The sequence below is a fragment of the Streptomyces netropsis genome, from assembly GCF_014203545.1.
GTDB lineage: Bacteria > Actinomycetota > Actinomycetes > Streptomycetales > Streptomycetaceae > Streptomyces > Streptomyces netropsis.
The window spans coordinates 269,675-292,103 of record NZ_JACHJG010000007.1 but is presented as its reverse complement, the minus strand read 5'-3'; the positions used below and the strand labels follow the sequence as shown (position 1 = coordinate 292,103).

Sequence of the window (22,429 nt, the reverse complement as noted above, 5' to 3'; positions counted from 1 at the left end):
TCGGACCACGAGGGTCCGGGCCCTTGCGGACCTAGAAGGGCGGCTCGTCCGAGTAGCCGCCGCCGGAGTTGCCGGAGCCGCCGCCCCAGCCACCGCCGCCGCCGCCCTGCTGGCTGCCGGACGGAGCACTGGTCGCCCACGGGTCGTCGGCGGGAGCACCGCCGCCGCCCTGCTGGCCGCCGCCGGAGCTGTTGCCCCAGCCGCCGCCCTGCTGGCCACCACCGCCGCCGCCGCCGAAGCCACCCTGGCCACCGCGACCCGCGGTCTTGGTGACCTTCGCCGTGGCGTTCTTCAGGCTGGCGCCGACCTCTTCGACGTCGAGCTCGTAGACCGTGCGCTTGACGCCCTCGCGGTCCTCGTAGGACCGCTGCTTGAGCCGGCCCTGCACGATGACGCGCATGCCGCGCTGAAGCGACTCGGCGACGTTCTCCGCCGCCTGCCGCCACACCGAACACGTGAGGAAGAGGCTCTCGCCGTCCTTCCACTCGTTGGTCTGGCGGTCGAAGGTGCGGGGAGTGGACGCGACGCGGAACTTCGCGACCGCCGCACCGGACGGGGTGAAGCGCAGCTCGGGGTCGTCGACGAGATTGCCGACGACCGTGATGACGGTCTCGCCTGCCATGGATGAACCTCTCGGCGGGTGTGCTGCTGGCTGCTTGCTACTCGTTGCGATGCAGCCCGATTACCTCTGAACCGCTGGGGTTCAGTGGGTCTCGGGACGGAGGACCTTGGTCCGGAGGACCGACTCGTTCAGGTTCATCTGGCGGTCGAGCTCCTTGACGACCGCAGGCGTGGCCTGCAGGTCGATGACCGAGTAGATGCCCTCGGGCTTCTTCTTGATCTCGTACGAGAGACGACGACGGCCCCAGGTGTCGACCTTCTCGACCTTTCCGTTGCCCTCACGGACGACGGAGAGGAAGTTCTCGATCAGCGGGGAGACAGCGCGCTCCTCGAGATCGGGGTCGAGGATGACCATCACCTCGTAGTGACGCATGTGGAACCCACCTCCTTTGGACTCAGCGGCCACGGTCGTTCCGTGGCAGGAGGGTCGTGATGCGTGAACAACGGTATCGGCCGACACTGACAATCAGCGGAAGTCCCTGGGTCGCCCCTGGAGACCGAAGCTGGTCTGGGCAGACACCGGTGCAGACGGTACACAGTACCCGCACTCCGGCTTCCGGTTGAAATCCAGGCGTCCGGCACCGCAATCTGGACCCATCGGGTGTGACCGGCGCTACAGTGCGCCGCCTGCCTACAGGAGGTATCCCCATGGCACAGGATGCTCGACCGCAACAAGGCCCCCGCTCGCTGATCGCTTCCGTGCTGAACAGCGACGGCAAGGCCCACCCCGTCGAGAACACCTTGGTCGCCGTGACGATCGTGCTCGGCGCGATCGCCTTCATCTCGTCGGCCTTCCACAATCTCCATCTGCTCAGCTCCTGGACCGGTCTGGTCGGCATCCTCACCGGGGCCTGGGGCCAGTTCATCTCGGCCACGACGGGCGAGCGTTTCCTGCTGATCATCGGCCTCGGTGCCGCTGCCGTGGGCTTCTTCCTGGGCATGGCGCACGGCGGGCTCTTCGGCGGCGTCCTCGGATAGCCGCAGGGCCGCGCCGGCCACTGTGGGCCCCGCCCCGTCCGTACCCGCACTCCGGGTACAGGCGCGGGCGCACAGAGCCATGCGGCAGTACGCCCAACCGGGGCGCTCCCCTGTCGCAGTAGGCTTCGGCGCGAGAGCCGGAGCCCCGACCCTGGGGACACACCTGCCGAGGAGCGCCCCGCATGAGCCTGACCCTGAGGACCATTAGCCGTGAGCAGCATCTGGCGTACATCCAGAGCCTGCCCGCGGCCAGCCACATGCAGGTCCCGGCCTGGGCTGATGTAAAGGCGGAGTGGCGCTCGGAGAGCCTGGGCTGGTTCGACAAGACCGGCCAGCTCGTCGGCGCCGGCCTGGTCCTGTACCGCCAGCTGCCCAAGATCAAGCGATACCTGGCCTACCTGCCCGAGGGCCCGGTCATCAACTGGTTCTCCCCGCACCTGGACGACTGGCTGCGGCCCATGCTGGCCCACCTCAAGCAGCAGGGCGCCTTCTCCGTGAAGATGGGCCCGCCCGTCGTCATCCGGCGCTGGGACTCCAATGCCATCAAGTCCGGCATCGCCGACCCCGACGTCAAGCGTCTGCGGGACGTCGAGGCCACCCACATCGAGCCGCGCGCCTTCGAGGTCGCCGACCAGCTGCGCCGCATGGGCTGGCAGCAGGGCGAGGACGGCGGCGCCGGCTTCGGTGACGTCCAGCCGCGCTACGTCTTCCAGGTGCCGCTGGAGAACCGCTCGCTGGAGGACGTCCACAAGGGCTTCAACCAGCTGTGGCGCCGCAACATCAAGAAGGCCGAGAAGGCCGGCGTCGAGGTGGTCCAGGGCGGCTACGAGGACCTGGCGACCTGGCAGCACCTGTACGAGATCACGGCCGAGCGCGACAAGTTCCGCCCGCGCCCGCTCAGTTACTTCCAGCGCATGTGGACCGCCCTCAACACCGAGGACCCCAACCGCATGCGGCTGTACTTCGCCGTGCACGAGGGCGAGGCGGTCGCCGCGGCGACGATGCTGATCGTCGGCGGCCACGTCTGGTACTCCTACGGCGCCTCCGCCAACCACAAGCGCGAGGTCCGCCCGTCGAACGCGATGCAGTGGCGCATGCTGCGCGACGCCTACGCCCTGGGGGCGAGCGTCTACGACCTGCGCGGCATCGGCGACTCGCTCGACGAGAGCGACCACCTCTTCGGCCTCATCCAGTTCAAGGTCGGCACGGGCGGCCAGGCGGCGGAGTACCTCGGCGAGTGGGACTTCCCGCTCAACAAGCTGCTGCACAAGGCCCTCGACATGTACATGTCGCGCCGCTGACCCGTCGGCCCGGCCGTCCGCCGGGCCACGAGGCAGCGCCGTCAGACACACGACCACGTCACACAGCAGACTCAGCGAAAGGTTCCGGGACCGGCCATGGCGCTCACGCTCTACGTCGACACCGCGCGTTGGCGGGCACACCAGCAGACCGTCCTTCAGCAGTTCCCGGGGATAGTCCCGGTCTGCAAGGGCAACGGCTACGGCTTCGGCCACGAGCGGCTGGCCGACGAGGCCGCCCGCTTCGGGACGGACATACTCGCCGTCGGCACGACCTACGAAGCGGCCCGCATCAAGGACTTCTTCAGCGGTGATCTGCTCGTGCTGACGCCGTTCCGCCTCGGCGAGGAGCCGGTGCCGCTGCCCGACCGGGCCATCCGGTCGGTCTCCTCCGTCGACGGCGTGCGCGGCCTCGTGGGCGCCCGCGTCGTGGTCGAGGTCATGAGCAGCATGAAGCGCCACGGCATCAGCGAGGAGGACCTCCCCAAGCTGCACGCCGCCATCGAGGACGTGCGCCTGGAGGGCTTCGCCATCCACCTCCCGCTGGACCGCACCGACGGCTCCGACGCCGTCGGCGAGGTCATGGGCTGGATGGAGCGGCTGCGCAACGCGCGGCTGCCGCTGCACACCATGTTCGTCAGCCACCTCAAGGCCGATGAACTCGCCCATCTGCAGCAGCAGTTCCCGCAGACGCGCTTCCGCGCCCGCATCGGCACCCGGCTGTGGCTCGGCGACCACGACGCCACCCAGTACCGGGGTGCCGTCCTGGACGTCACGCCCGTCGCCAAGGGCGACCGCTTCGGCTACCGCCAGCAGAAGGCGGCCGGCGACGGCTACCTGGTCGTGGTGGCCGGCGGCACCTCGCACGGCGTCGGCCTGGAGGCCCCGAAGGCACTGCACGGCATGATGCCGCGCGCCAAGGGCGTCGCCAGGGCCGGACTCGCGACGATGAACCGCAACCTCTCGCCCTTCGTCTGGGCGGGCAAGCAGCGCTGGTTCGCGGAGCCCCCGCACATGCAGGTCTCCATCCTGTTCGTGCCCGGCGACGTCCCCGCCCCCCAGGTCGGCGACGAACTGGTGGCCCACCTGCGGCACACCACCACCCAGTTCGACCGTCTGCTCGATCACTGATCCACCCCCCCTGATGCGGGGCCGGAGCCGCGTGACTACGGTTCGCGGCTCGCGGCACCCCATTGGACGCGTGTGCCTTCGAGAGTCTCCGCGTGCCGTGCCCGGCGCGCGGAGCCGAGGACGAATATGTCCGGGGCCCCGTCCAGCACACCGCCCGAGGGGTCGTCCGAGCCGTCCCGCCGGACGACGTCCCGCTCCGGCAGCAGGATGTCGCGCACGACGACCGCGCAGAGGTACAGCGTGCCCAACAGGTGCAGCACGATCGCCAGTTGGTAACCCTCCACGGGCAGACCCTGGTGCTTGTCGCCGCTTCCCGTGTAGGCCAGGTAGAACCAGATGCCGAGGAAGTACAGGACCTCGCACGCCTGCCAAATGAGGAAGTCACGCCACTTCGGGCGGGCCAGCGCCGCGAGCGGGATCAGCCACAGCACGTACTGCGGCGAATAGACCTTGTTGGTCAGGATGAAGAGCGCCACCACCAGGAAGACCAGCTGCGCGAAGCGCGGCCGCCTGGGCGCGTACAGCCCGAGGAACCCCAGGGCCAGACAGCCGAGGATCATCAGCAGCGTCGCGTACGTGTTGGCTTCCTCCAGCGGATTCCCGGTGCGCTGGGAGATGAAGAGCCAGACCGAACCGAAGTCGACCGGCCGCTCCTGGCTGAAGGTGTAGAACTTCGCCCAGCCCTCGCGGACGTGGAAACCGCTCGCGTCGTGCGTCAGCATGACCGGCAGATTCACCACCAGCCAGGCCCCGGCCGCGCCGGCCACAGCCCTGAGGAACGCCCGGTGACGCCCGGCCCGCCAGCACAGGATGAACAGCGGCCCGAGCAGCAGCGCCGGATACAGCTTCGCCGCGGCGGCGAGACCGATCAGGATGCCCGCCGCGAGGGACCGGCCGCGTGACCACATGAGCATCGCGGCGGCCGTGAGGGCGACCGCGAACAGATCCCAGTTGATGGTGGCCGTGAGAGCGAACGCCGGCGCGAGGGCGACCAGGAGCGCGTCCCAGGGGCGGCGGCGGTGCGTCCGGGCCACGCACAGCGCGATCACCGCGGCACAGGCCATCAGCATGCCGGAGTTGATCAGCCAGTAGAGCTGCTCGCGGTGCTGGATGCTCCCGCCCCCGGGGGTGAGCCGGGCGGCGATCTCCATGAACAACCCGGTGAGGACCGGATACTCCAGATAGTCCATGCCACCGGACACGGTCTGCGGGATCTTGTCGAAATACGGGACGAGCCCGAGATCGAAGCCGCGCCCGCTGTAGAGGTGGGGGATGTCGGAGTAGCAGGCGTGCGTGTACTGGGTGGTGGCGCCGTAGAACCAGCCGTAGTTGTAGCAGGGCAGCTTCTGCACCATCCCGAGCGCGAACATGCCGAGCGCGACCAGCGCGATCACCCGGACCGGCGTCCACCAGCCCAGTCCGGCCAGGGCACGCCGCCCGGACGGTCCGCCGATGAGCTCACTGCCGGCGGCGGCCACCTCGTCCTCGACGGTGGGCCGTACCTGCTCGTCGTCCCGCACGCTCCTCATGCGGACATCCTGCCGTAAGAGCCTGTCGCCCGCCGGAGCCTGTGGACAACCTCGAGGGCCGCCCCGCTCGAATGCGGGACGGCCCTCGAAAAGGATCACTCCGGATGGGTGTACCGGCAGGTCGGGCTAGTTACTCGGACCGCCGAACAGCCCTCCCGGGCGGCCCCGGGTCGGGTCCGGCTCCGGGGACTCACCCGGACTGCCCGTGTCTCCGCCCGGGCCACCGGGACCGCCCGACGCGCCTCCGTTGCCGCCCCCCGGGCCTCCGGGGCCGCCGGGCTTGCACCGCGGGTCGAGCGGGTGGCAGGACCTGCTCGGCGACGGGGACTTCTTCGGGGTCTTCGACGGGCTCGGCGACGCGGACTTCGACGGCGTCGGCGACGCGGCCGTGGACGGGGTCGGGCTGGGGGAGGGGCTCGCGCCGTCTCCGTAGATCTTCTTGCCGATCGGCTGCGCCGCCTCGAACTGCTCGATCGGCTTCCCCTTCAGTGCCTTGCCCATGTAGTCGGCCCAGATCTCGGCCGGGAACGAGGCACCGTGAATGGTCGCCTTGCCACCCACACCGCGCATCGACAGGAATTCCTGCTTCTTCGCGTTGGGGTCGACGCGATACATACCGATCGCCGTGGACAGCTGCGGGGTGTAGCCGGCGAACCAGGCCGAGCGGTTCTCGTCGGTCGTACCGGTCTTGCCCGCCACCGGGCGGTCACCCAGCTGCGCCGCGGTACCCGTGCCGTCCTGCACGACCGTCCTCAGCACGTCGGTGACGTTGTTCGCCACATTCGCGTCGAAGGCCTGCGCGCTCTTCTCCTCGTGCTTGAAGAGCGGCTTGCCGTCCTTCTCCACCTTCTCGACCGAATAGGGGTCGATCTGCTTCCCGCTCGCGGCGAAGGTCGCGTAGGAGCCCGCCAGGCGGATCGCACTGGGCGCCGACGTACCGAGGGAGAAGGTCGGGGAAAGGGAGGCCAGCTGGTCCTCGTCCAGTCCCGCCTTGACCGCCGACTCCTTCACCAGGTCGGTGCCGACGTCCATGCCGAGCTGTATGAAGGGCGTATTCACCGAGTACTGCATGGCGGTACGCAGGGTGACGAGTCCCTTGTCCTCGTCACCGTCGTTCCTCTGATGCCACTCGCTGCCGTTCTGGTCGTGCCAGACCTGGCCGTTGTAGTCCTGCAGCGTCAGCTTGTTGTCACCGTTGTAGATGCTGTCCGGCGAGACCACCGTGCGCTGGGAATCGGTCTGGTGCGAGCCGAGTGCCGGATTGCGCTTTCCGTGCGTCATCGCGGCGGCCAGGACGAAGGGCTTGAACGTCGATCCCACCTGGACACCGGTGTAGTCGGCGTTGTTGGTGAAGTGCTCCAGCGCGTTCTCACCGCCGTAAATGGCGACGATCTTGCCGGTCTTGGGATCCACGGAGGCCCCGCCGAACTGCACGTGCTTGTCGACCTCGCGCGCGTTCGGCTTGATGTTGGCCTTGCGGACGTCCGCCACCGACTTGGCCAGCGCGTTCACCTTTTTCTTGTCGAACGTGGTGTGGATCTGGAATCCACCCTTGTCCAACTGGGCCTTGCTGAGGTTGGAGTGCGCGACGATGTAGTTGTCGGCGAGGCTGGTGAGATAGCCGATCTGCCCGGCCCGGTTGGTCGCCGGCTTGGGCGGCTGGGGCTTCGGGAACCCCTTCGCGATCCACTTGTCGCGCTCTCCCGGCGACAGGTACTTGTGGCTGACCTCGACCTCTCGTTCCAGCGTCCACTTCCAGCGGTCCGTGGCCCGCTTCGTGTTCTTCTCCGGAGTGGCCGCGGGCCCCTGACCGCCGTACGGGTCGTACAGGTTCGGGCCGTTCAAGGTCGCCGCCAGGAACGCGCTCTCGCTCGCGTTCAGCTCCGTGCAGTCCTTGTTGTAATACGCCCGTGCGGCGGCCTGGATACCGTAGGCGCCACGTCCGTAGTAGGCCGTGTTGAGGTAGCCCTCGAGGATCTTGCTCTTGTCCTCGGTCGCCCCCACCTTTATCGAGATCAGCAGCTCGGTGGCCTTACGCGTCAGCGTCTGGTCCTGACTGAGATAGGTGTTCTTCACGAACTGCTGGGTGATGGTCGAACCACTCTGCGTCTCACCGCCCTGCGCCATCTTGACCACGGCACGGGCGATACCCATCGGGTCGACGCCCTGGTCCTCCCAGAACGTGGCGTTCTCGGCCGAGACCACCGCGTTCTGCATCGCCTCGGGAATCTTGGCGATCGGCACGATCTGACGGTTGAGCTCACCACCACCGGCCACGACCATCTGGTCGCCGTCCGCCCAGTAATAGACGTTCTTCTGGACGGTCGAGGCGGCTCGCGCCGTCGGCACCTGCACGATCAGCAGCGCGATCCCGACGACACCGATGATCAACCCGAGAAAGGCGATGCACAGCCCGGTGACCAGCTTCCACGACGGCAACCAGCGCCGCGCACCGACCTTGCCCGCCCGCGGGTAGTCGATGAAGCGCTTCTTGGCCGGGCGGCCGCTGTCCCGCCGCCCCCGGCCCGCTCCACCGGCCCCCGGGGCCGGACGTCTGCGCCCGGTGGCACCGTCACCGCGCTGCGCCCCGCGCCGGGCTCCGGACCTGCTTGTGTACTGCGAATCAGCCATGTGGCCATGGCTGGACTCGGCCGCGCCCCCCGGCGGTGCGGCGCGGCGGCCGGCATCCGGCTGCTGCGCCGCGCGCCGGGACGCGGCCCGTCCGCCGCCCTGGGACTGCGGCGGCTTGCGACGATGCTCGCTCATCGAACGACTACTCCTCGGGCAGGCACTATCGCCTGAAAGCGGCAGGTGGCTTCCGTTCCCCCCGATGCGCGATCCGGGCCCCCCTGAGCAACCGGGCGCACTGCATCCAGGACGAGGACGTCTGACGACGTCACACGGTTCCCGGTGGTCTGCATGGCGCACAGACTACGCACGGCCAAATCCCGCCCACTGGGGATGTTCACTCCAAATCAGGCGGGTTCTGTCCCACGAATCAGTGATGTGACCTCGTTCACCGTGCCCCCTCTTGTCGCAACAGGACGCTCGTTCTATCGTCTGGATGTATCGAGTCGATACATCAGCTCGGCATAAGGGACGTAGAGGACCAAGGAGGCAAGAAATGAGCAGACGCTCCGGCATCCTTGAGTTCGCCGTCCTCGGCCTGCTCCGCGAGTCTCCGATGCACGGCTATGAGCTGCGCAAACGCCTCAACACCTCACTCGGGGTGTTCCGTGCGTTCAGCTACGGCACCCTCTACCCCTGCCTCAAGACTCTGGTCGCCAACGGATGGTTGATCGAGGAGCCCGGCAGCGCACCGGAGGATGCCCGCGCGGCATCACTGGCCGGCCGCCGGGCGAAGATCGTCTACCGACTGACGGCGGAAGGCAAGGAGCACTTCGAAGAGCTCCTCGCCCACACCGGCCCGGACGCGTGGGAGGACGAGCACTTCGCCGCCCGCTTCGCGTTCTTCGGGCAGACCTCGCGGGATGTGCGGATGCGGGTGCTGGAAGGCCGCCGCAGCCGGTTGGAGGAGCGCCTCGAGAAGATGCGCGCCTCCCTGGCCCGTACGCGCGAGCGGCTGGACGACTACACCCTCGAGCTCCAGCGTCACGGCATGGAGTCGGTGGAGCGTGAGGTCCGCTGGCTGAACGAGCTGATCGAGAGCGAGCGGGCCGGGCGCGACCAGCGCAACGGCTCCGCCGCGCAGGACACAACCGGAGATGCGGACGGCCTGCCCCGGCACCGGGGTTCTTCCCGGCCGGATCCGTCCGATGACACCGCCAAGTGAGCTCTGCACTCCGCAGGGCTTTGTCGAGTACAAAACAGGGAGCAACCGGAATGGGTTCGGTTCGCGTAGCCATCGTAGGCGTGGGCAACTGCGCCGCCTCGCTGGTTCAGGGCGTCGAGTACTACAAGGACGCCGACCCGAACGGCCGCGTGCCGGGTCTGATGCACGTGCAGTTCGGCGACTACCACGTCGGTGACGTGGAGTTCGTGGCCGCGTTCGACGTCGACGCGAAGAAGGTCGGCCTCGACCTCGCGGACGCCATCGGCGCCAGCGAGAACAACACCATCAAGATCTGCGACGTGCCGTCCTCGGGCGTCACCGTCCAGCGCGGCCACACCTACGACGGTCTGGGCAAGTACTACCGCCAGACCATCGAGGAGTCCGCCGAGGCCCCGGTCGACATCGTCCAGGTCCTCAAGGACAAGCAGGTCGACGTCCTGGTCTGCTATCTGCCGGTCGGCTCCGAGGACGCCGCGAAGTTCTACGCGCAGTGCGCCATCGACGCCAAGGTCGCGTTCGTCAACGCTCTGCCGGTCTTCATCGCCGGTACCAAGGAGTGGGCGGACAAGTTCACCGAGGCCGGCGTCCCGATCGTCGGCGACGACATCAAGTCGCAGGTCGGCGCCACCATCACGCACCGCGTGATGGCGAAGCTCTTCGAAGACCGCGGTGTCCGCCTCGAGCGCACCATGCAGCTGAACGTCGGCGGCAACATGGACTTCAAGAACATGCTCGAGCGTGACCGCCTGGAGTCCAAGAAGATCTCCAAGACGCAGTCCGTCACCTCGCAGATCCGCGACCGCGAGCTGGGCGAGGACAACGTCCACATCGGCCCGTCGGACTACGTGGCCTGGCTGGACGACCGCAAGTGGGCGTACGTGCGTCTCGAGGGCCGTGCCTTCGGCGACGTCCCGCTGAACCTCGAGTACAAGCTCGAGGTGTGGGACTCCCCGAACTCCGCGGGTGTCATCATCGACGCCGTGCGCGCCGCGAAGATCGCCAAGGACCGCGGCATCGGTGGCCCGATCCTCTCCGCGTCCTCGTACTTCATGAAGTCCCCGCCGGTGCAGTACTTCGACGACGAGGCCCTCGAGAACGTCGAGAAGTTCATCAAGGGCGAGGTCGAGCGCTGAGCGAGGCCTGACGCGGCGCGCTGAGCGCGCCGCGGCCACACTCCGCTTCCACGCAGGCCCCCGGGTAATCCACCCGGGGGCCTGCGTGGTGTGTGAGGCTGTTCGGCATGCCTGTTGTGCGTGATCTGCGCGTCCTGCTGCGTCTGCGCGATTTCCGCCGCCTGCTGGCCGTTCGGCTGCTGTCCCAGTCGGCCGACGGTGTCTATCAGGTCGCGCTCGCCACGTACGTCGTCTTCTCTCCCGAGAAGCAGGCCTCTCCGGCGGCCATCGCCTCCGCCATGGCCGTGCTCCTGCTGCCCTATTCACTGCTGGGCCCGTTCGCCGGCGTCCTGCTGGACCGTTGGCGCCGCCGTCAGGTGCTGCTCCACGGCAATCTCCTGCGAGCCGCTCTGGCCACCGGCACGGCGCTGCTCATGGTCGCGCGCGTCCCCGACTGGCTCTTCTACGTCTCCGCGCTGTCGGTCACCGCCGTCAACCGCTTCGTCCTCGCCGGGCTCTCGGCCGCCCTGCCACGCGTCGTCGACTCGCGCGAACGCCTGGTCATGGCCAACTCCCTGTCCCCGACCGCCGGTACGCTCGCCGCCACCGCGGGCGGCGGCCTCGCCTTCGCCGTACGCCTGGCCTCCCCCGAAGGCCACGCGTCCGACGCGCTGGTCGTCCTTCTGGGCGCGGCACTGTATTTGTGCGCCGCGCTCTCCTCGCTGCGCATGCCCGTGGGCTTGCTGGGGCCGGACACCACCCCGGCCCGGGCCTCCCTGGGCACCACGATGCTGGCCACCGTCACGGGGCTGACCGCAGGGCTGCGCCACCTGGCCGAGCGACCCACCGCAGCCCGGGCGCTGGGTGCGATGACCCTGATGCGGTTCTGCTACGGCGCGCTGACGGTCACTTTGCTGATGCTCTGCCGATACGCGTGGACCGACGACGACTCCGAAGGTCTCGCCCTGCTGGGCCTCGCCGTCGCTGTGTCCGGCGCGGGCTTCTTCGCCGCTGCCGTCATCACCCCATGGGCGGCCGCCCGGTTCGGGCCGCTCGGCTGGATAGTGGTCTGCGCCGCGGCCGCGGCGGTCCTCGAACCCGCTCTGGGACTCCCCTTCGAGCGCGTCCCGATGCTGATCGGTGCCTTCGTCCTCGGGCTCGTCACCCAGGGGGCGAAGATCTCCACGGACACGGTGGTCCAGTCGTCCGTCGACGATGCCTTCCGGGGCCGGGTCTTCTCGCTCTACGACGTGCTGTTCAACGTCGCGTTCGTGGGAGCGGCCGGAGTGGCCGCCCTGATGCTGCCGCCTGACGGTCGGTCGGCCCTGCTGGTGGTAACGGTGGCCGTGATCTACGCGGCAATTGCTGTGGCTATGACAGGTTTTCGCCGCCGATAAGTGTCACATCAAGGCTACAGCCGCCATCTGAGCTGCGGAAATGTCCGAGTGGCCGGATTCTTTACAGGTACCTTACGGGCTGCACTCCGACCGGATCACGCTTCAGCACGAGGGATTCCACGTGACCACTCCGCCGCCGCAGAACCAGAACCCGTTCGCCCAGCAGGGTGGAAACGCGTACGGCCAGCAGCCGCAGGCCCCTTACGGCCAGCCGCCGCAGGCGCCGTATGGTCAGCAGCCGGGCCCGTACGGTCAGCAGCCGATGGCGCCCTACCCCGGCGCACCGGAGCCGGCCCCGCGTCGCTCCAAGCTCAAGATGCTTCGCAAGTTCGGCATACCGGTCGTCGTCATCATCATGGCGGTGGTCGGCTGGATCGCCTCCCGTGACGACGCGGAGACCGCCGCCGTCGGCGACTGCGTGATGAACTCCGGCACCGCCACCAAGCCGGACGTCGAGGTCGTCGACTGCAAGGACGCCAAGGCCAAGTACAAGGTCATCAAGAAGGTCGACGGCGCGAAGTCGGCCATGGCCACCTGCTCCGCCGTGGAAGGTGCCACCGGCGGTTACGAGCAGTCGCGCGGCAGTGACTCCTTCGTGCTGTGCTTCAGCGACAACAAGGCAGCCGGAGCCAAGTAGCCGGACATGACGGAGCCGGGTGATGTTTCACGTGAAACATCACCCGGCTCCGTCATGTTTCACGTGAAACACGAGCCTCGGCTCAGGCCTCCTGCGCGGCCCACCACTCCTTGAGCGCCGCGGCCGCCGCGTCGTGCCCCATCGGGCCGTTCTCCAGGCGCAGCTCCAGCAGGTGCTTGTACGCCTTGCCGACCTGCGGGCCGGGGCCGACGCCGAGGATCTCCATGATCTCGTTGCCGTCCAGGTCCGGGCGGATCGAGTCCAGCTCTTCCTGCTCCTGGAGCCTGGCGATGCGCTCCTCGAGCCCGTCGTAGGCGCGCGACAGCGCATTCGCCTTCCGCTTGTTCCGCGTCGTGCAGTCGGACCGCGTCAGCTTGTGCAGCCGGTCCAGCATCGGGCCGGCGTCGCGGACATAGCGGCGCACGGCCGAGTCCGTCCACTCGCCCGTTCCGTAGCCGTGGAAGCGCAGATGCAGCTCGACGAGCTTGGAGACGTCCTTGATCAGCTCGTTGGAGTACTTGAGCTTCGTCATCCGGGCCTTGGTCATCTTCGCGCCCACCACCTCGTGGTGGTGGAAGGAGACCCGGCCGTCCTTCTCGAAGCGACGCGTCCTCGGCTTGCCGATGTCGTGCAGCAGCGCGGCGAGGCGCAGCACGAGGTCGGGGCCGCCCCCGGGCTGATCACGAGGGGCCTCGAGGTCGATGGCCTGCTCCAGGACGGTCAGCGAGTGCTCGTAGACGTCCTTGTGCCGGTGGTGCTCGTCACTCTCCAGGCGCAGGGCCGGGAGCTCCGGCAGCACGAGGTCAGCCATACCGGTGTCGACCAGCAGCCGCAGGCCCTTGCGGGGCTGCTCGGAGAGGAGCAGCTTGTTCAGTTCGTCACGGACCCGCTCGGCCGAGACGATCTGCAGGCGGTCGGCCATGGCCGTCATCGCCTCGACGACCTCGGGCGCGACCTCGAAGTCCAGCTGCGCGGCGAAACGCGCGGCCCGCATCATGCGCAGCGGGTCGTCCGAGAAGGACTCCTCCGGGGTGCCCGGGGTGCGCAGAACACGCGCCGCCAGGTCCTCCAGGCCGTTGTGCGGGTCAATGAACTCCTTCTCCGGGAGCGCCACGGCCATCGCGTTGACGGTGAAGTCGCGGCGGACGAGGTCCTGCTCGATGGAGTCGCCGTAGGAGACCTCGGGCTTCCGCGACGTCCGGTCGTACGCTTCCGACCGATATGTCGTGATCTCAATCTCAAAGTCTGATTTGCGGCAGCCCACGGTCCCGAAGGCGATGCCCACTTCCCAGACCGCGTCCGCCCAGGGGCGGACGATCTTCAGTACATCGTCCGGGCGGGCGTCCGTCGTGAAGTCCAGGTCGTTGCCGAGCCGGCCGAGCAGCGCGTCCCGCACCGATCCGCCGACCAGGGCAAGAGTGAACCCGGCCTCCTGAAATCGGCGGGCGAGGTCGTCGGCTACGGGGGATACCCGCAGGAGCTCACTCACGGCACGTCGCTGCACCTGGCTGAGCTCGTTCGGCGACGGCGGGGTGAGGCTGTCATTGTTGGCATTCGACACAACAGAAGAGGGTACGTGGCCGCGCGCGCGAGGGCCTCTTCGTTCCTTGGCGCTTGTCCTCGCCCCCGCAAACCAGGCGCAGCCGGGACATCGGGCCCCGACGGCGATCTTGTACAGCGGTCCGCAGCACTTCGTCACAGCGGGCCTCGTTACCATTCGTGGACGCACAACCGACGACCACTGACGACGACGAGGGACGGGCGAGCGCGTGGCCGAGGCGGCAGAGATCCAGGGGACGAGGTCCGCTCCTGCCTGCCGGTGGTTCCGGCACACCGCGACACTGCTCCTGGGAGTGCTGCTGGTCTTCGGGCTCGTGCAGCTGCCGGCGGCCCCCGCCGCGCACGCGGACAACGGCGGCTCCCGCACGGTCGGCGTGGCCGTGGACTCGGTGACCCCCGTGGCCCCGAAGCAGGGCGACACGCTCACCATCTCCGGCACGGTGACCAACCACGGCAAATCGACGATCTTCGGCGCCCACGTGGCCCTGCGGGTGGGCCCGCAGATCGGCGGCCGCAGCGACATCGACGATCTCGGCCAGCGGACCGGTTACTCACCGGGCACCGACGGCAACGAGGTCGGCGGCAACCACCGGCAGAAGATCGACAAGCTGCTTCCCGGGGTCAGCCGGGACTTCACCCTCTCCGTCCCGGTGAAGGATCTGGACCTCGGCCGCGACGGCGTCTACCAGCTCGGTGTCTCCCTCTCCGGGCAGACCAGCGACCAGCAGTACGAGCGGGTGCTGGGCATACAGCGGACCGTGCTCCCCTGGCAGCCGTCCGCCACCGAGGGCAAGAAGACGCAGGTCACGTTCATGTGGCCGCTCATCTCCGCCACCCACCTCACCGCGCGGACCGAGTCGGACCAGCAGCAGACCCCCATCTTCCCCAACGACGACCTCGCGAAGGAGCTGGCGCCGGGCGGCCGGCTGTACCAGCTCGTCACGCTGGGCAAGAGCCTGCCGATCACCTGGGTGATCGACCCGGATCTGCTGGCCGCGGTCGAGGCCATGACGAAGAGCTACGGGATCGACGCGCCGGAAGGCAAGAGCACCCCCGGCAAGGGGCAGGCGGTCGCCAAACAGTGGCTCTACAAGCTCCAGGACGCCGTGGCGGGCCACCAGGTGGTGGCGCTGCCCTTCGGTGATCCGGATCTCGCCTCGCTCGCCCACCGCGGCAAGGACGTCTCCGGCATCCTCAGCCACCTCCAGTCCGCCACCGAGCTGGCCTCGACCACCGTGGAGACCATCCTCGGTGTGAAGCCGCGCACGGACTTCGCCTGGCCCGTCGACGGCGCGGTCGACACCTCGATCGTCGACGTCGCCACCTCGGCCGGTGCCCACAACGTCATCGCCCGCAGCGACAGCCTCCGTGACCCCGCCGGAACCCCCTACACCCCCTCGGCGGCCCGGCAGATCGGCAGCGGCAACACGGCCGTCGTCGCGGACGCGCGGCTCTCCACCGTCTTCCAGGGCGACATGCTCCGGGCCCACGACGCCTCGCTCGCCGTGCAGCGGTTCCTCGCCCAGAGCCTCCTGATCAACAAGCAGGCCCCGGACGACGAGCGCAGCATCGTCGTGGCCCCGCAGCGGATGCCCACGACCAGCCAGGCACAGGCGATGGCCACCGCGATCGGCGCGCTGTCGGACGGCCGCTGGACGCAACCCCGCGACCTCGGGGACGCCGCGAAGGCCAAGCCGGACGCGTCCGCGAACCAGCAGGTGCCCGGACCCGGCTCGTACCCGGGCTCGTTGCGCTCGCAGGAGCTGACCACCGAGGCGTTCCAGGAGATCCAACGGACCCAGAACGCCCTGGACAGCTTCAAGGTGATCCTGACCTCACAGGACCGGGTGGTCACCCCGTTCGGCAGCGCGATCATGCGGGAGATGTCCACGTCCTGGCGCGGCGACCGCCGTGGCGCCGCGGACTTCCGCAACGCCGTGCAGTCCTATCTGGACCAGCTGACCCGCACGGTCAACCTCATCAGCAAGTCCGACATGACCCTCTCCGGGCGCAGCGCGACGATCCCGGTGTCGGTCCACAACGGTCTGCTGCAACGGATCGACGGCCTGAAGCTGGTCCTCAAGTCCAGCCAGCCGAATCGCCTCAAGGTCGACGAGTCCCAGGACGTCAAGATCGAGGGCGGGCGCAGCCAGACCGTCAAATTCGAGACGCGCGCGAACGCCAACGGTCCCGTCCAGGTCACCGCCCAGCTCTACACGGACGACGGTGAGCCCTACGGCGCACCGGTGAAGTTCACTGTGCATGTCACGTCCATCACCCCTATGGTGCTCCTGGTCATCGCAGGTGGTGTGCTCCTTCTGGTTCTCGCCGGGCTCCGTATCTATCTTCAGCGCAAGCGGTCCGCCGCTCGTGGCGCCGAGGGCGACGGGCCGGACGGTGACGAGGGAGACACCGGGGACAGCGGGCCGGACGACGGCCGTCCCGAGCAGCCGGGTGACCCGGGTCCGGACACCGGATCGCAGAACAGTGACCCATCCGGCTCAGGTGAGAAAGTGGACCGTTGACGTGTAGTGGGGCCGGACGGCCGCGGACGATGAGGTGGGGTAGCGATGAACGCGCCGTACGACGGTGACCGCGGTCAGGGCGCGGGCGGTGAGCAGCGGGACCAGTACCCGCCGCGCCAGCCTGCCCCGGGCCGCCAGGGGCGGCCGTACGCCCAGGACCCCTACCTGCGGGACGCGTACTCCTCCAACCCCTACCCGGAGCACGACCCGGCCGCGCAGGACCCGGTGACCGACGCGCTCTACGACCGGGCCGCGAACCCGCCGGCGGCCGGGCCCTACCAGCCCACCCAGCCGCTCTACCAGCAGCCGCCCGCGTCCCAGCAGGGTCCCGACCCCCAGCTGTGGGCGCCCGCGCCGCCGCACCAGCCGGAGGCTCCCGCGCGCCCGTACGGCGACGAGCCCACGACCCAGTTCGCCGGAGTGGGCGGCCTCGTCGGCCAGGCCTCGGACGAGCGCCCCGAGCGCGACGCCTTCGCGCACCTGTACCGCGACCAGCAGCAGCCGTACGAGCCGCAGCGCCCGTCCGGGCAGCAGATCCCGTCCCCCGGTCAGTACCCCTCGACGCCCCCGCAGGCCCCCGCCCCGGACCCCGAGCCGGAACCGGCGGTGACGCCCGCGGCCAAGCCGAAGGGCGGCGGCAAGGCCTCCAGCCTGCTGAAGTCGAGCGCGCTGATGGCGGCGGGCAGCCTGGTCTCCCGGATCCTGGGCTTCGTCCGCAACCTCGTCATGGCGGCCGCGATCGGCGTGGCCACCCTCAGCGACACCTACCAGGTCGCCAACACCCTGCCGACGATGATCTACATCCTCGTCGGCGGCGGCGCGCTGAACGCGGTCTTCATTCCGCAGCTCGTGCGGGCGATGAAGAACGACGAGGACGGCGGCGAGGCCTACGCCAACCGTCTCCTCACCCTGGTCGTGGTCCTCCTGGGTGCCGTGACCACCATCTGTGTCCTCGGTGCACCGCTCTTCATCCGGATGATGTCGCCGAGCATCGCGTCCCACCCGGACCAGATGGACGTCGCCGTGGCGTTCGCCCGCTACTGCCTCCCGACCATGTTCTTCATGGGCCTGCACGTGGTCCTGGGCCAGATCCTCAACGCGCGCGGCCACTTCGGCGCGATGATGTGGACCCCGGTCCTCAACAACATCGTCATCATCGCCACCTTCGGATCCTTCATCTGGGTCTTCGGCACCGCCTCCGCCAGCGGCATCGGCACCGCCTCCATCTCCCCCGAGGCCGTCCGGCTGATCGGTATCGGCACCCTGCTGGGGCTCGCCGTCCAGGCGCTGGCGATGATCCCGTACCTGCGTGACGCGGGGTTCCGGATCCGGCCCCGCTTCGACTGGCGCGGCCACGGCCTCGGCAAGGCCGCGGGCCTCGCCAAGTGGACGTTCTTCTTCGTCCTCGCCAACCAGCTCGGCATGGTGGTCGTCACCCAGCTCGCCACCCGCGCCGGTGACATCGCCGACAAGGCCGGCCACCCCGGCACCGGCATCACCGCGTACAACTTCGCCCTACAGCTCTGGCAGATGCCGCAGGCCATCATCACGGTCTCGGTGATGACCGCGGTCCTGCCCCGTATCTCCCGCGCCGCGCACGACGGGGAGGTCAGCGCCGTCCGGGACGACATCTCCTACGGTCTGCGCACCTCGGCCGTCGCCATCGTGCCCTGCGCGTTCGCGTTCCTCGCGCTCGGCCTCCCCATGGCCACGCTGATGTTCTCCGGCTCCGGATCGGACGGCGCCACCAACATCGGCTACGTGCTGATGGCCTTCGGCCTCGGGCTCATCCCGTACTCGATCCAGTACGTGATCCTGCGCGGCTTCTACGCCTACGAGGACACCCGGACCCCCTTCTACAACACGGTGATCGTCGCCGCGGTCAACGCCGCCGCCTCGACCCTGGCCTACTTCGTACTGCCCGCCCGCTGGGCCGTGGCCGGCATGGCCGCGGCCTACGGTCTGGGGTACGCCATCGGTGTCGGTGTCGCCTGGCGCCGACTGCGTACCCGCCTGGGCGGCGACCTGGACGGCTCGCACGTCGTCCGTACCTACGCCCGCCTCATCGGCGCGTGCATCCCCGCCGCCCTGATCGGCGGAGCCATCGCGTACGGAATCGGTCAGGTTCTCGGCAGCGGTGCTCTCGGATCGCTCGCCGCCTTGGCCGGTGGTGGTCTCATCCTGATCATCGTGTTCTACATCGCCGCGAAGCGGATGCGCATCGAGGAGCTGACTGCCATGGTCGGTATGGTCCGTGGACGGCTCGGCCGCTGACGGGAGCACAACCATCGCCCGCCGCCGCGTGTCGTGCATAGCGCCGGACTGTGGGCACAATTGTCGTGGCTGTGGACAGCGTGCAACGGATGGGGAGGCAGGAACGACGGTGGCGGAACGGAGCACGGCTGCCGTCGACGTGGCTGACAACAACGGTGACAAGCCGTTGACCGCCAAGGCGGACAAGGCCACGACCGACGGGGTGGAGGCCGAGAACAAGGTCGGCACACACAAGGACACCGAGCGTGCGGAGCCCGAGAGCCCCGCACGCGCCGCACAACCGCCCGAGCTGCACAGCGGTCACAAGCTCGCCAAGCGGTACCGCTTGGAGGAGTGCGTCACCCGTCTGGAGGGATTCAGCAGCTGGCGTGCGGTCGACGAGAAACTGCGCCGCGCCGTCGGCGTCCACCTGCTGCCGGCGGACCACCCGCGGGCCCGCCCGGTGCTCGCCGCAGCCCGCTCGGCCGCACTGCTCGGCGACCCCCGCTTCGTCCAGGTCCTCGACGCCGTCGAGGAGAACGACCTCGTCTACGTCGTCCACGAGTGGCTGCCCGACGCCACCGAACTGACCCCCCTCCTCGCCTCGGGCCCGATGGAGCCGCACGACGCCTACCAGCTCGTGAGCCAGGTGTCCCAGGCCATGGCGGCCGCCCACCGTGAGGGCCTCGCCCATCTGCGTCTCCACCCCGGCTCGGTCCTGCGTACCGAGTCCGGTCAGTACCGGATCCGCGGCCTCGCCGTGATGGCTGCCCTCCGGGGGATCACGTCCGAGCACCCCCAGCGCACCGACACCGAGGCCATCGGCGCCCTGCTGTACGCCGCCCTCACCCAGCGCTGGCCCTACGAGAGCAACGCCCACGGGCTGTCCGGGCTACCCAAGGGCGTCGGCCTCATCGCCCCCGACCAGGTCCGCGCCGGCGTCCACCGAGGCCTCTCCGAGCTCGCGATGCGCGCACTCGTCAATGACGGGGCCACCGCGTCACGGCAGGAACAGCCGTGCACGACTCCGGAAGAACTGGCCAAGGCGGTCGCCGCGATGCCGCGCATCCGGCCGCCGGAATCGGCCTTCGCCACTCCTCCGGCCTATCAGCGCACGAACTATCAGCGCGGCACCTACGGGCAGCCGCCGCAGCACTCCGGCCGCGCCACCCAGGCCGTGCCCGTCCCCCCGCCCCCGCTCCAGAGCCGCACGGGCAGGGCGCTCAAGTGGAGCGTCTCGGCCCTTCTCATCGCGGCCCTGGGCCTCGGCAGCTGGCAGCTCGCGGACACGCTCCTGAAGGACGGAGACGAGTCGAAGGACGACCAGCACTCGCAGTCGACGGGTGACGGCATGCCGAAGGGGAATGCCGGCAAGCCGATCGACATTCAGCGAGCCAAGGACTTCGACCCACGGGGCGATGGTCAAGAAAAGCCGCGCGACCTCCCCAAGGCGTACGACGGCGACCCGAACACCGCTTGGTCGACCGACGCCTACAGGGGCTACTCCACCTTCGGCAATCTCAAGCCCGGCGCCGGCATCATTCTGGACCTGGGCAAGATGCGACAGGTCGGGAATGTGAAGGTGACCTTCCTCGGCGGTGACACGTCCGTCGAGTTGAGGGCGTCCGCTTCCTCCGATGACGTCCTGCCCGATTCCCTCGACGACTTCAAGAAGGTCGCCAAGGGATCCGGTAGCGAAGTCAATCTCAAGGCGGGCAAGGGCCTCAAGGCGCGGTACGTTTTGGTCTGGCTGACGAACCTTCCGCAGACCAGTGACGGCGATTACCGCGGCAAGATCTCGGAAATCAAGGTGACCAGTTAGCCGCCAGGCCCCAGGGGGAGGGACTCGACGTTGGACGACGTCACACATGGCGGTGCGAGCGACGCCGATCTCCTCACCATGCATGTCAAAGGCGACCCCGACGCCTTCAGCGAGATAGTGCGGCGCCACCGCGACCGGCTCTGGGCGGTGGCGCTGCGTACGCTCGGCGACCGGGAAGAGGCCGCCGACGCCGTTCAGGACGCACTGGTCTCCGCCTACCGGGCCGCTCACACCTTCCGTGGGCAGTCCGCCGTGACCACCTGGCTGCACCGCATCACCGTCAACGCCTGCCTGGACCGGGCCCGCAAGGCCGCCTCGCGACGTACCTCGCCGCTCGCCGAGACCGAGCGGCTCGAGCAACTCCTCGAACCCCATGAGTCCGCGGCCGCGCCCGCGGAGCGCGGCGATCTGCACCGCGAACTGCTCCAGGCCCTGGCAACGCTGCCCCCCGAGCAGCGTGCCGCCCTCGTTCTCGTCGATATGCAGGGCTATCCCGTCGCCGAGGCGGCAAAGGTCCTGGACGTCCCCACCGGCACGGTGAAGAGCAGATGCGCCCGGGGACGGGCCCGGTTGCTGCCGATGCTCACCCATCTGCGCCCTGATGGCAGGGGTAGCCCACCCATCAAGGGGGGAAGGAACCGGTCGCAGGGGACATCCGTCCCACCACCGGCAGGACAGAACGACGCGGATCCAGTGAAGGGCGGAGGTGGGCGAGCGTGACTTCAACGACCGGCACGGATGAGCACCCGGAGGTCGCGGAGATCTCCGCACTCGCCGAGGGTGTCCTCTCCCCCTCACGGACCGCGGATGTGCGGGAGCACTTGGCCGACTGCGAGCTGTGCGACGACGTCCGGAACTCGCTGGACGAGATCCGCGGGCTGCTCGGGACCCTCCCCGGCCCGCTCCGGATGCCGGCGGATGTCGCCGGCCGGATCGACGCGGCACTTGCGGCCGAAGCGCTCCTCGCGGCCACCGTTCCTGCGACCCCGTCCACCGTGGAGGGTGTGGACAACACGGAGAGCGTGGGGGACCTCGTTTCACGTGAAACCGTGATGAGTGGTCCCGTGTCCGTTTCACGTGAAACGGACGACCGCCCCCCGGCCCGGCCTCGCGCCACGACCGGCCCCGGTCGGCAGACGCCCCCGTCCTCCGGGCCGCGCGGCCGTCGGGCCCGCCGCTGGCCGAAGGTACTGCTCGGCTCCGCCTGTGCGGCGGCCGTGCTCGGCGCGGGCAGCTTCTTCGTGCTCAACAGTGGGAGCGACGATCAAGCGGACGCCCCCAAGGCCGCGCCGTCCCCGACGGCGATCGTCCTCGGCTCCGGTGAACTGAAGACGCGCGTCAGCGAACTGCTGGAGACGCAAAAGGGCACGGAGAACGCCGAGACGCGGGGGATGAGCGCTCCGAACTCCCCCAACACGACGCTGTTCGGTTCCGGCACCACCGCCCCTGCCTGTGTACAGCAGGGCACCAAGCGCTCGGAGGCGATCCTGGCCGCGCATCCGGAGCGGTACAAGGGCGAAGAGGCCTACCTCCTCGTCCTCCCGCACCCCGAGAACGAGGCACTCGTCGACGCTTATGTGGTCTCCGCCACCTGCGTCACTGCCTCGCCCTCGTCGCCCGGAAAGGTGCTGGCGAACCAGACCGTGCCGCGTAGTTGAGCCGTCTCTCCACGTGAGCTGTCGCCTGACGGGAATGCTCGCCCCGTAGGATCCGTTGGGTGGGGTGAACCCCATCAGGACCCCAGACAGCAGTCGGCAGAGACAAGGAAGACAC

The 22,429-nt window shown here is 69.0% G+C and carries 17 protein-coding genes; 12 read left to right on the top strand and 5 right to left on the bottom strand.

Features of this window, described 5'->3' with window-relative positions; all coding sequences use genetic code 11:
• Positions 1-31 precede the first annotated feature (31 nt).
• Positions 32-622 carry a single-stranded DNA-binding protein gene (locus FHS38_RS18815; protein ID WP_130878562.1) on the bottom strand — a complete coding sequence of 197 codons (591 nt, stop codon included), beginning with the start codon at positions 620-622 and terminating at the stop codon, positions 32-34.
• An 81-nt stretch (positions 623-703) separates the two neighbouring features.
• On the bottom strand, positions 704-994 hold the full coding sequence (gene rpsF, locus FHS38_RS18810) for a 30S ribosomal protein S6 (RefSeq protein WP_058045341.1): 291 nt from the start codon (positions 992-994) through the stop codon (positions 704-706).
• Between the two features lie 275 nt (positions 995-1,269).
• Between rpsF and FHS38_RS18805 the strand changes: the two genes are divergently transcribed.
• The 3 genes from FHS38_RS18805 to FHS38_RS18795 all read left to right on the top strand — a co-directional run bounded on the left by FHS38_RS18805 (position 1,270) and on the right by FHS38_RS18795 (position 4,028).
• Positions 1,270-1,599, top strand: a complete 330-nt coding sequence (locus FHS38_RS18805; RefSeq protein WP_184734812.1) for a hypothetical protein — start codon at positions 1,270-1,272, stop codon at positions 1,597-1,599.
• Positions 1,600-1,781: 182 nt separating this feature from the next.
• Positions 1,782-2,900 carry a lipid II:glycine glycyltransferase FemX gene (locus tag FHS38_RS18800; RefSeq protein ID WP_184734810.1) on the top strand — a complete coding sequence of 373 codons (1,119 nt, stop codon included), beginning with the start codon at positions 1,782-1,784 and terminating at the stop codon, positions 2,898-2,900.
• 96 nt (positions 2,901-2,996) lie between these two features.
• On the top strand, positions 2,997-4,028 hold the full coding sequence (locus FHS38_RS18795) for an alanine racemase (protein WP_184734808.1): 1,032 nt from the start codon (positions 2,997-2,999) through the stop codon (positions 4,026-4,028).
• Positions 4,029-4,063: 35 nt separating this feature from the next.
• Here the strand turns inward: FHS38_RS18795 and FHS38_RS18790 are convergent, their stop codons facing one another.
• A complete protein-coding gene (locus FHS38_RS18790; RefSeq protein ID WP_184734806.1) occupies positions 4,064-5,557 on the bottom strand; it encodes a glycosyltransferase family 87 protein in 1,494 nt (497 codons plus the stop codon).
• Between the two features lie 126 nt (positions 5,558-5,683).
• On the bottom strand, positions 5,684-8,323 hold the full coding sequence (locus FHS38_RS18785; RefSeq protein ID WP_184734804.1) for a transglycosylase domain-containing protein: 2,640 nt from the start codon (positions 8,321-8,323) through the stop codon (positions 5,684-5,686).
• A 358-nt stretch (positions 8,324-8,681) separates the two neighbouring features.
• On the opposite strand from FHS38_RS18785, the gene FHS38_RS18780 reads away from it, so the two are divergent.
• From FHS38_RS18780 to FHS38_RS18765, 4 genes are all read left to right on the top strand, one after another.
• Entirely contained in the window at positions 8,682-9,350 is a 669-nt protein-coding gene (locus FHS38_RS18780; RefSeq protein WP_184734802.1) for a PadR family transcriptional regulator, read from the top strand.
• Between the two features lie 50 nt (positions 9,351-9,400).
• Positions 9,401-10,483, top strand: coding sequence for an inositol-3-phosphate synthase (locus tag FHS38_RS18775; RefSeq protein ID WP_184734799.1), 1,083 nt, complete (start codon positions 9,401-9,403; stop codon positions 10,481-10,483).
• A 107-nt stretch (positions 10,484-10,590) separates the two neighbouring features.
• A complete protein-coding gene (locus tag FHS38_RS18770) occupies positions 10,591-11,859 on the top strand; it encodes an MFS transporter (protein ID WP_184734797.1) in 1,269 nt (422 codons plus the stop codon).
• Positions 11,860-11,980: 121 nt separating this feature from the next.
• The gene (locus FHS38_RS18765; protein ID WP_184734795.1) at positions 11,981-12,496 is read left to right on the top strand and encodes an LppU/SCO3897 family protein; all 516 of its coding nucleotides are present in this window, start codon (positions 11,981-11,983) and stop codon (positions 12,494-12,496) included.
• 82 nt (positions 12,497-12,578) lie between these two features.
• On the opposite strand, the gene FHS38_RS18760 is transcribed toward FHS38_RS18765, so the two are convergent.
• The gene (locus tag FHS38_RS18760) at positions 12,579-14,057 is read right to left on the bottom strand and encodes a CCA tRNA nucleotidyltransferase (protein ID WP_184734793.1); all 1,479 of its coding nucleotides are present in this window, start codon (positions 14,055-14,057) and stop codon (positions 12,579-12,581) included.
• 208 nt (positions 14,058-14,265) lie between these two features.
• On the opposite strand from FHS38_RS18760, the gene FHS38_RS18755 reads away from it, so the two are divergent.
• From FHS38_RS18755 to FHS38_RS18735, 5 genes are all read left to right on the top strand, one after another.
• Positions 14,266-16,581, top strand: a complete 2,316-nt coding sequence (locus FHS38_RS18755) for a DUF6049 family protein (RefSeq protein ID WP_184734792.1) — start codon at positions 14,266-14,268, stop codon at positions 16,579-16,581.
• 45 nt (positions 16,582-16,626) lie between these two features.
• Positions 16,627-18,855, top strand: coding sequence for a murein biosynthesis integral membrane protein MurJ (murJ, locus tag FHS38_RS18750; protein WP_184734790.1), 2,229 nt, complete (start codon positions 16,627-16,629; stop codon positions 18,853-18,855).
• 109 nt (positions 18,856-18,964) lie between these two features.
• Positions 18,965-20,656: a protein kinase family protein gene (locus tag FHS38_RS18745; protein WP_184734788.1), complete on the top strand. Its 1,692-nt coding sequence runs from the start codon at positions 18,965-18,967 to the stop codon at positions 20,654-20,656.
• A gap of 30 nt (positions 20,657-20,686) precedes the next feature.
• Positions 20,687-21,376 carry an RNA polymerase sigma factor SigM gene (gene sigM / locus FHS38_RS18740; RefSeq protein ID WP_184734786.1) on the top strand — a complete coding sequence of 230 codons (690 nt, stop codon included), beginning with the start codon at positions 20,687-20,689 and terminating at the stop codon, positions 21,374-21,376.
• The gene (locus FHS38_RS18735) at positions 21,373-22,314 is read left to right on the top strand and encodes a zf-HC2 domain-containing protein (protein WP_184734784.1); all 942 of its coding nucleotides are present in this window, start codon (positions 21,373-21,375) and stop codon (positions 22,312-22,314) included. The genes sigM and FHS38_RS18735 overlap by 4 nt, the downstream gene beginning before the upstream one ends.
• Positions 22,315-22,429 lie beyond the last annotated feature (115 nt).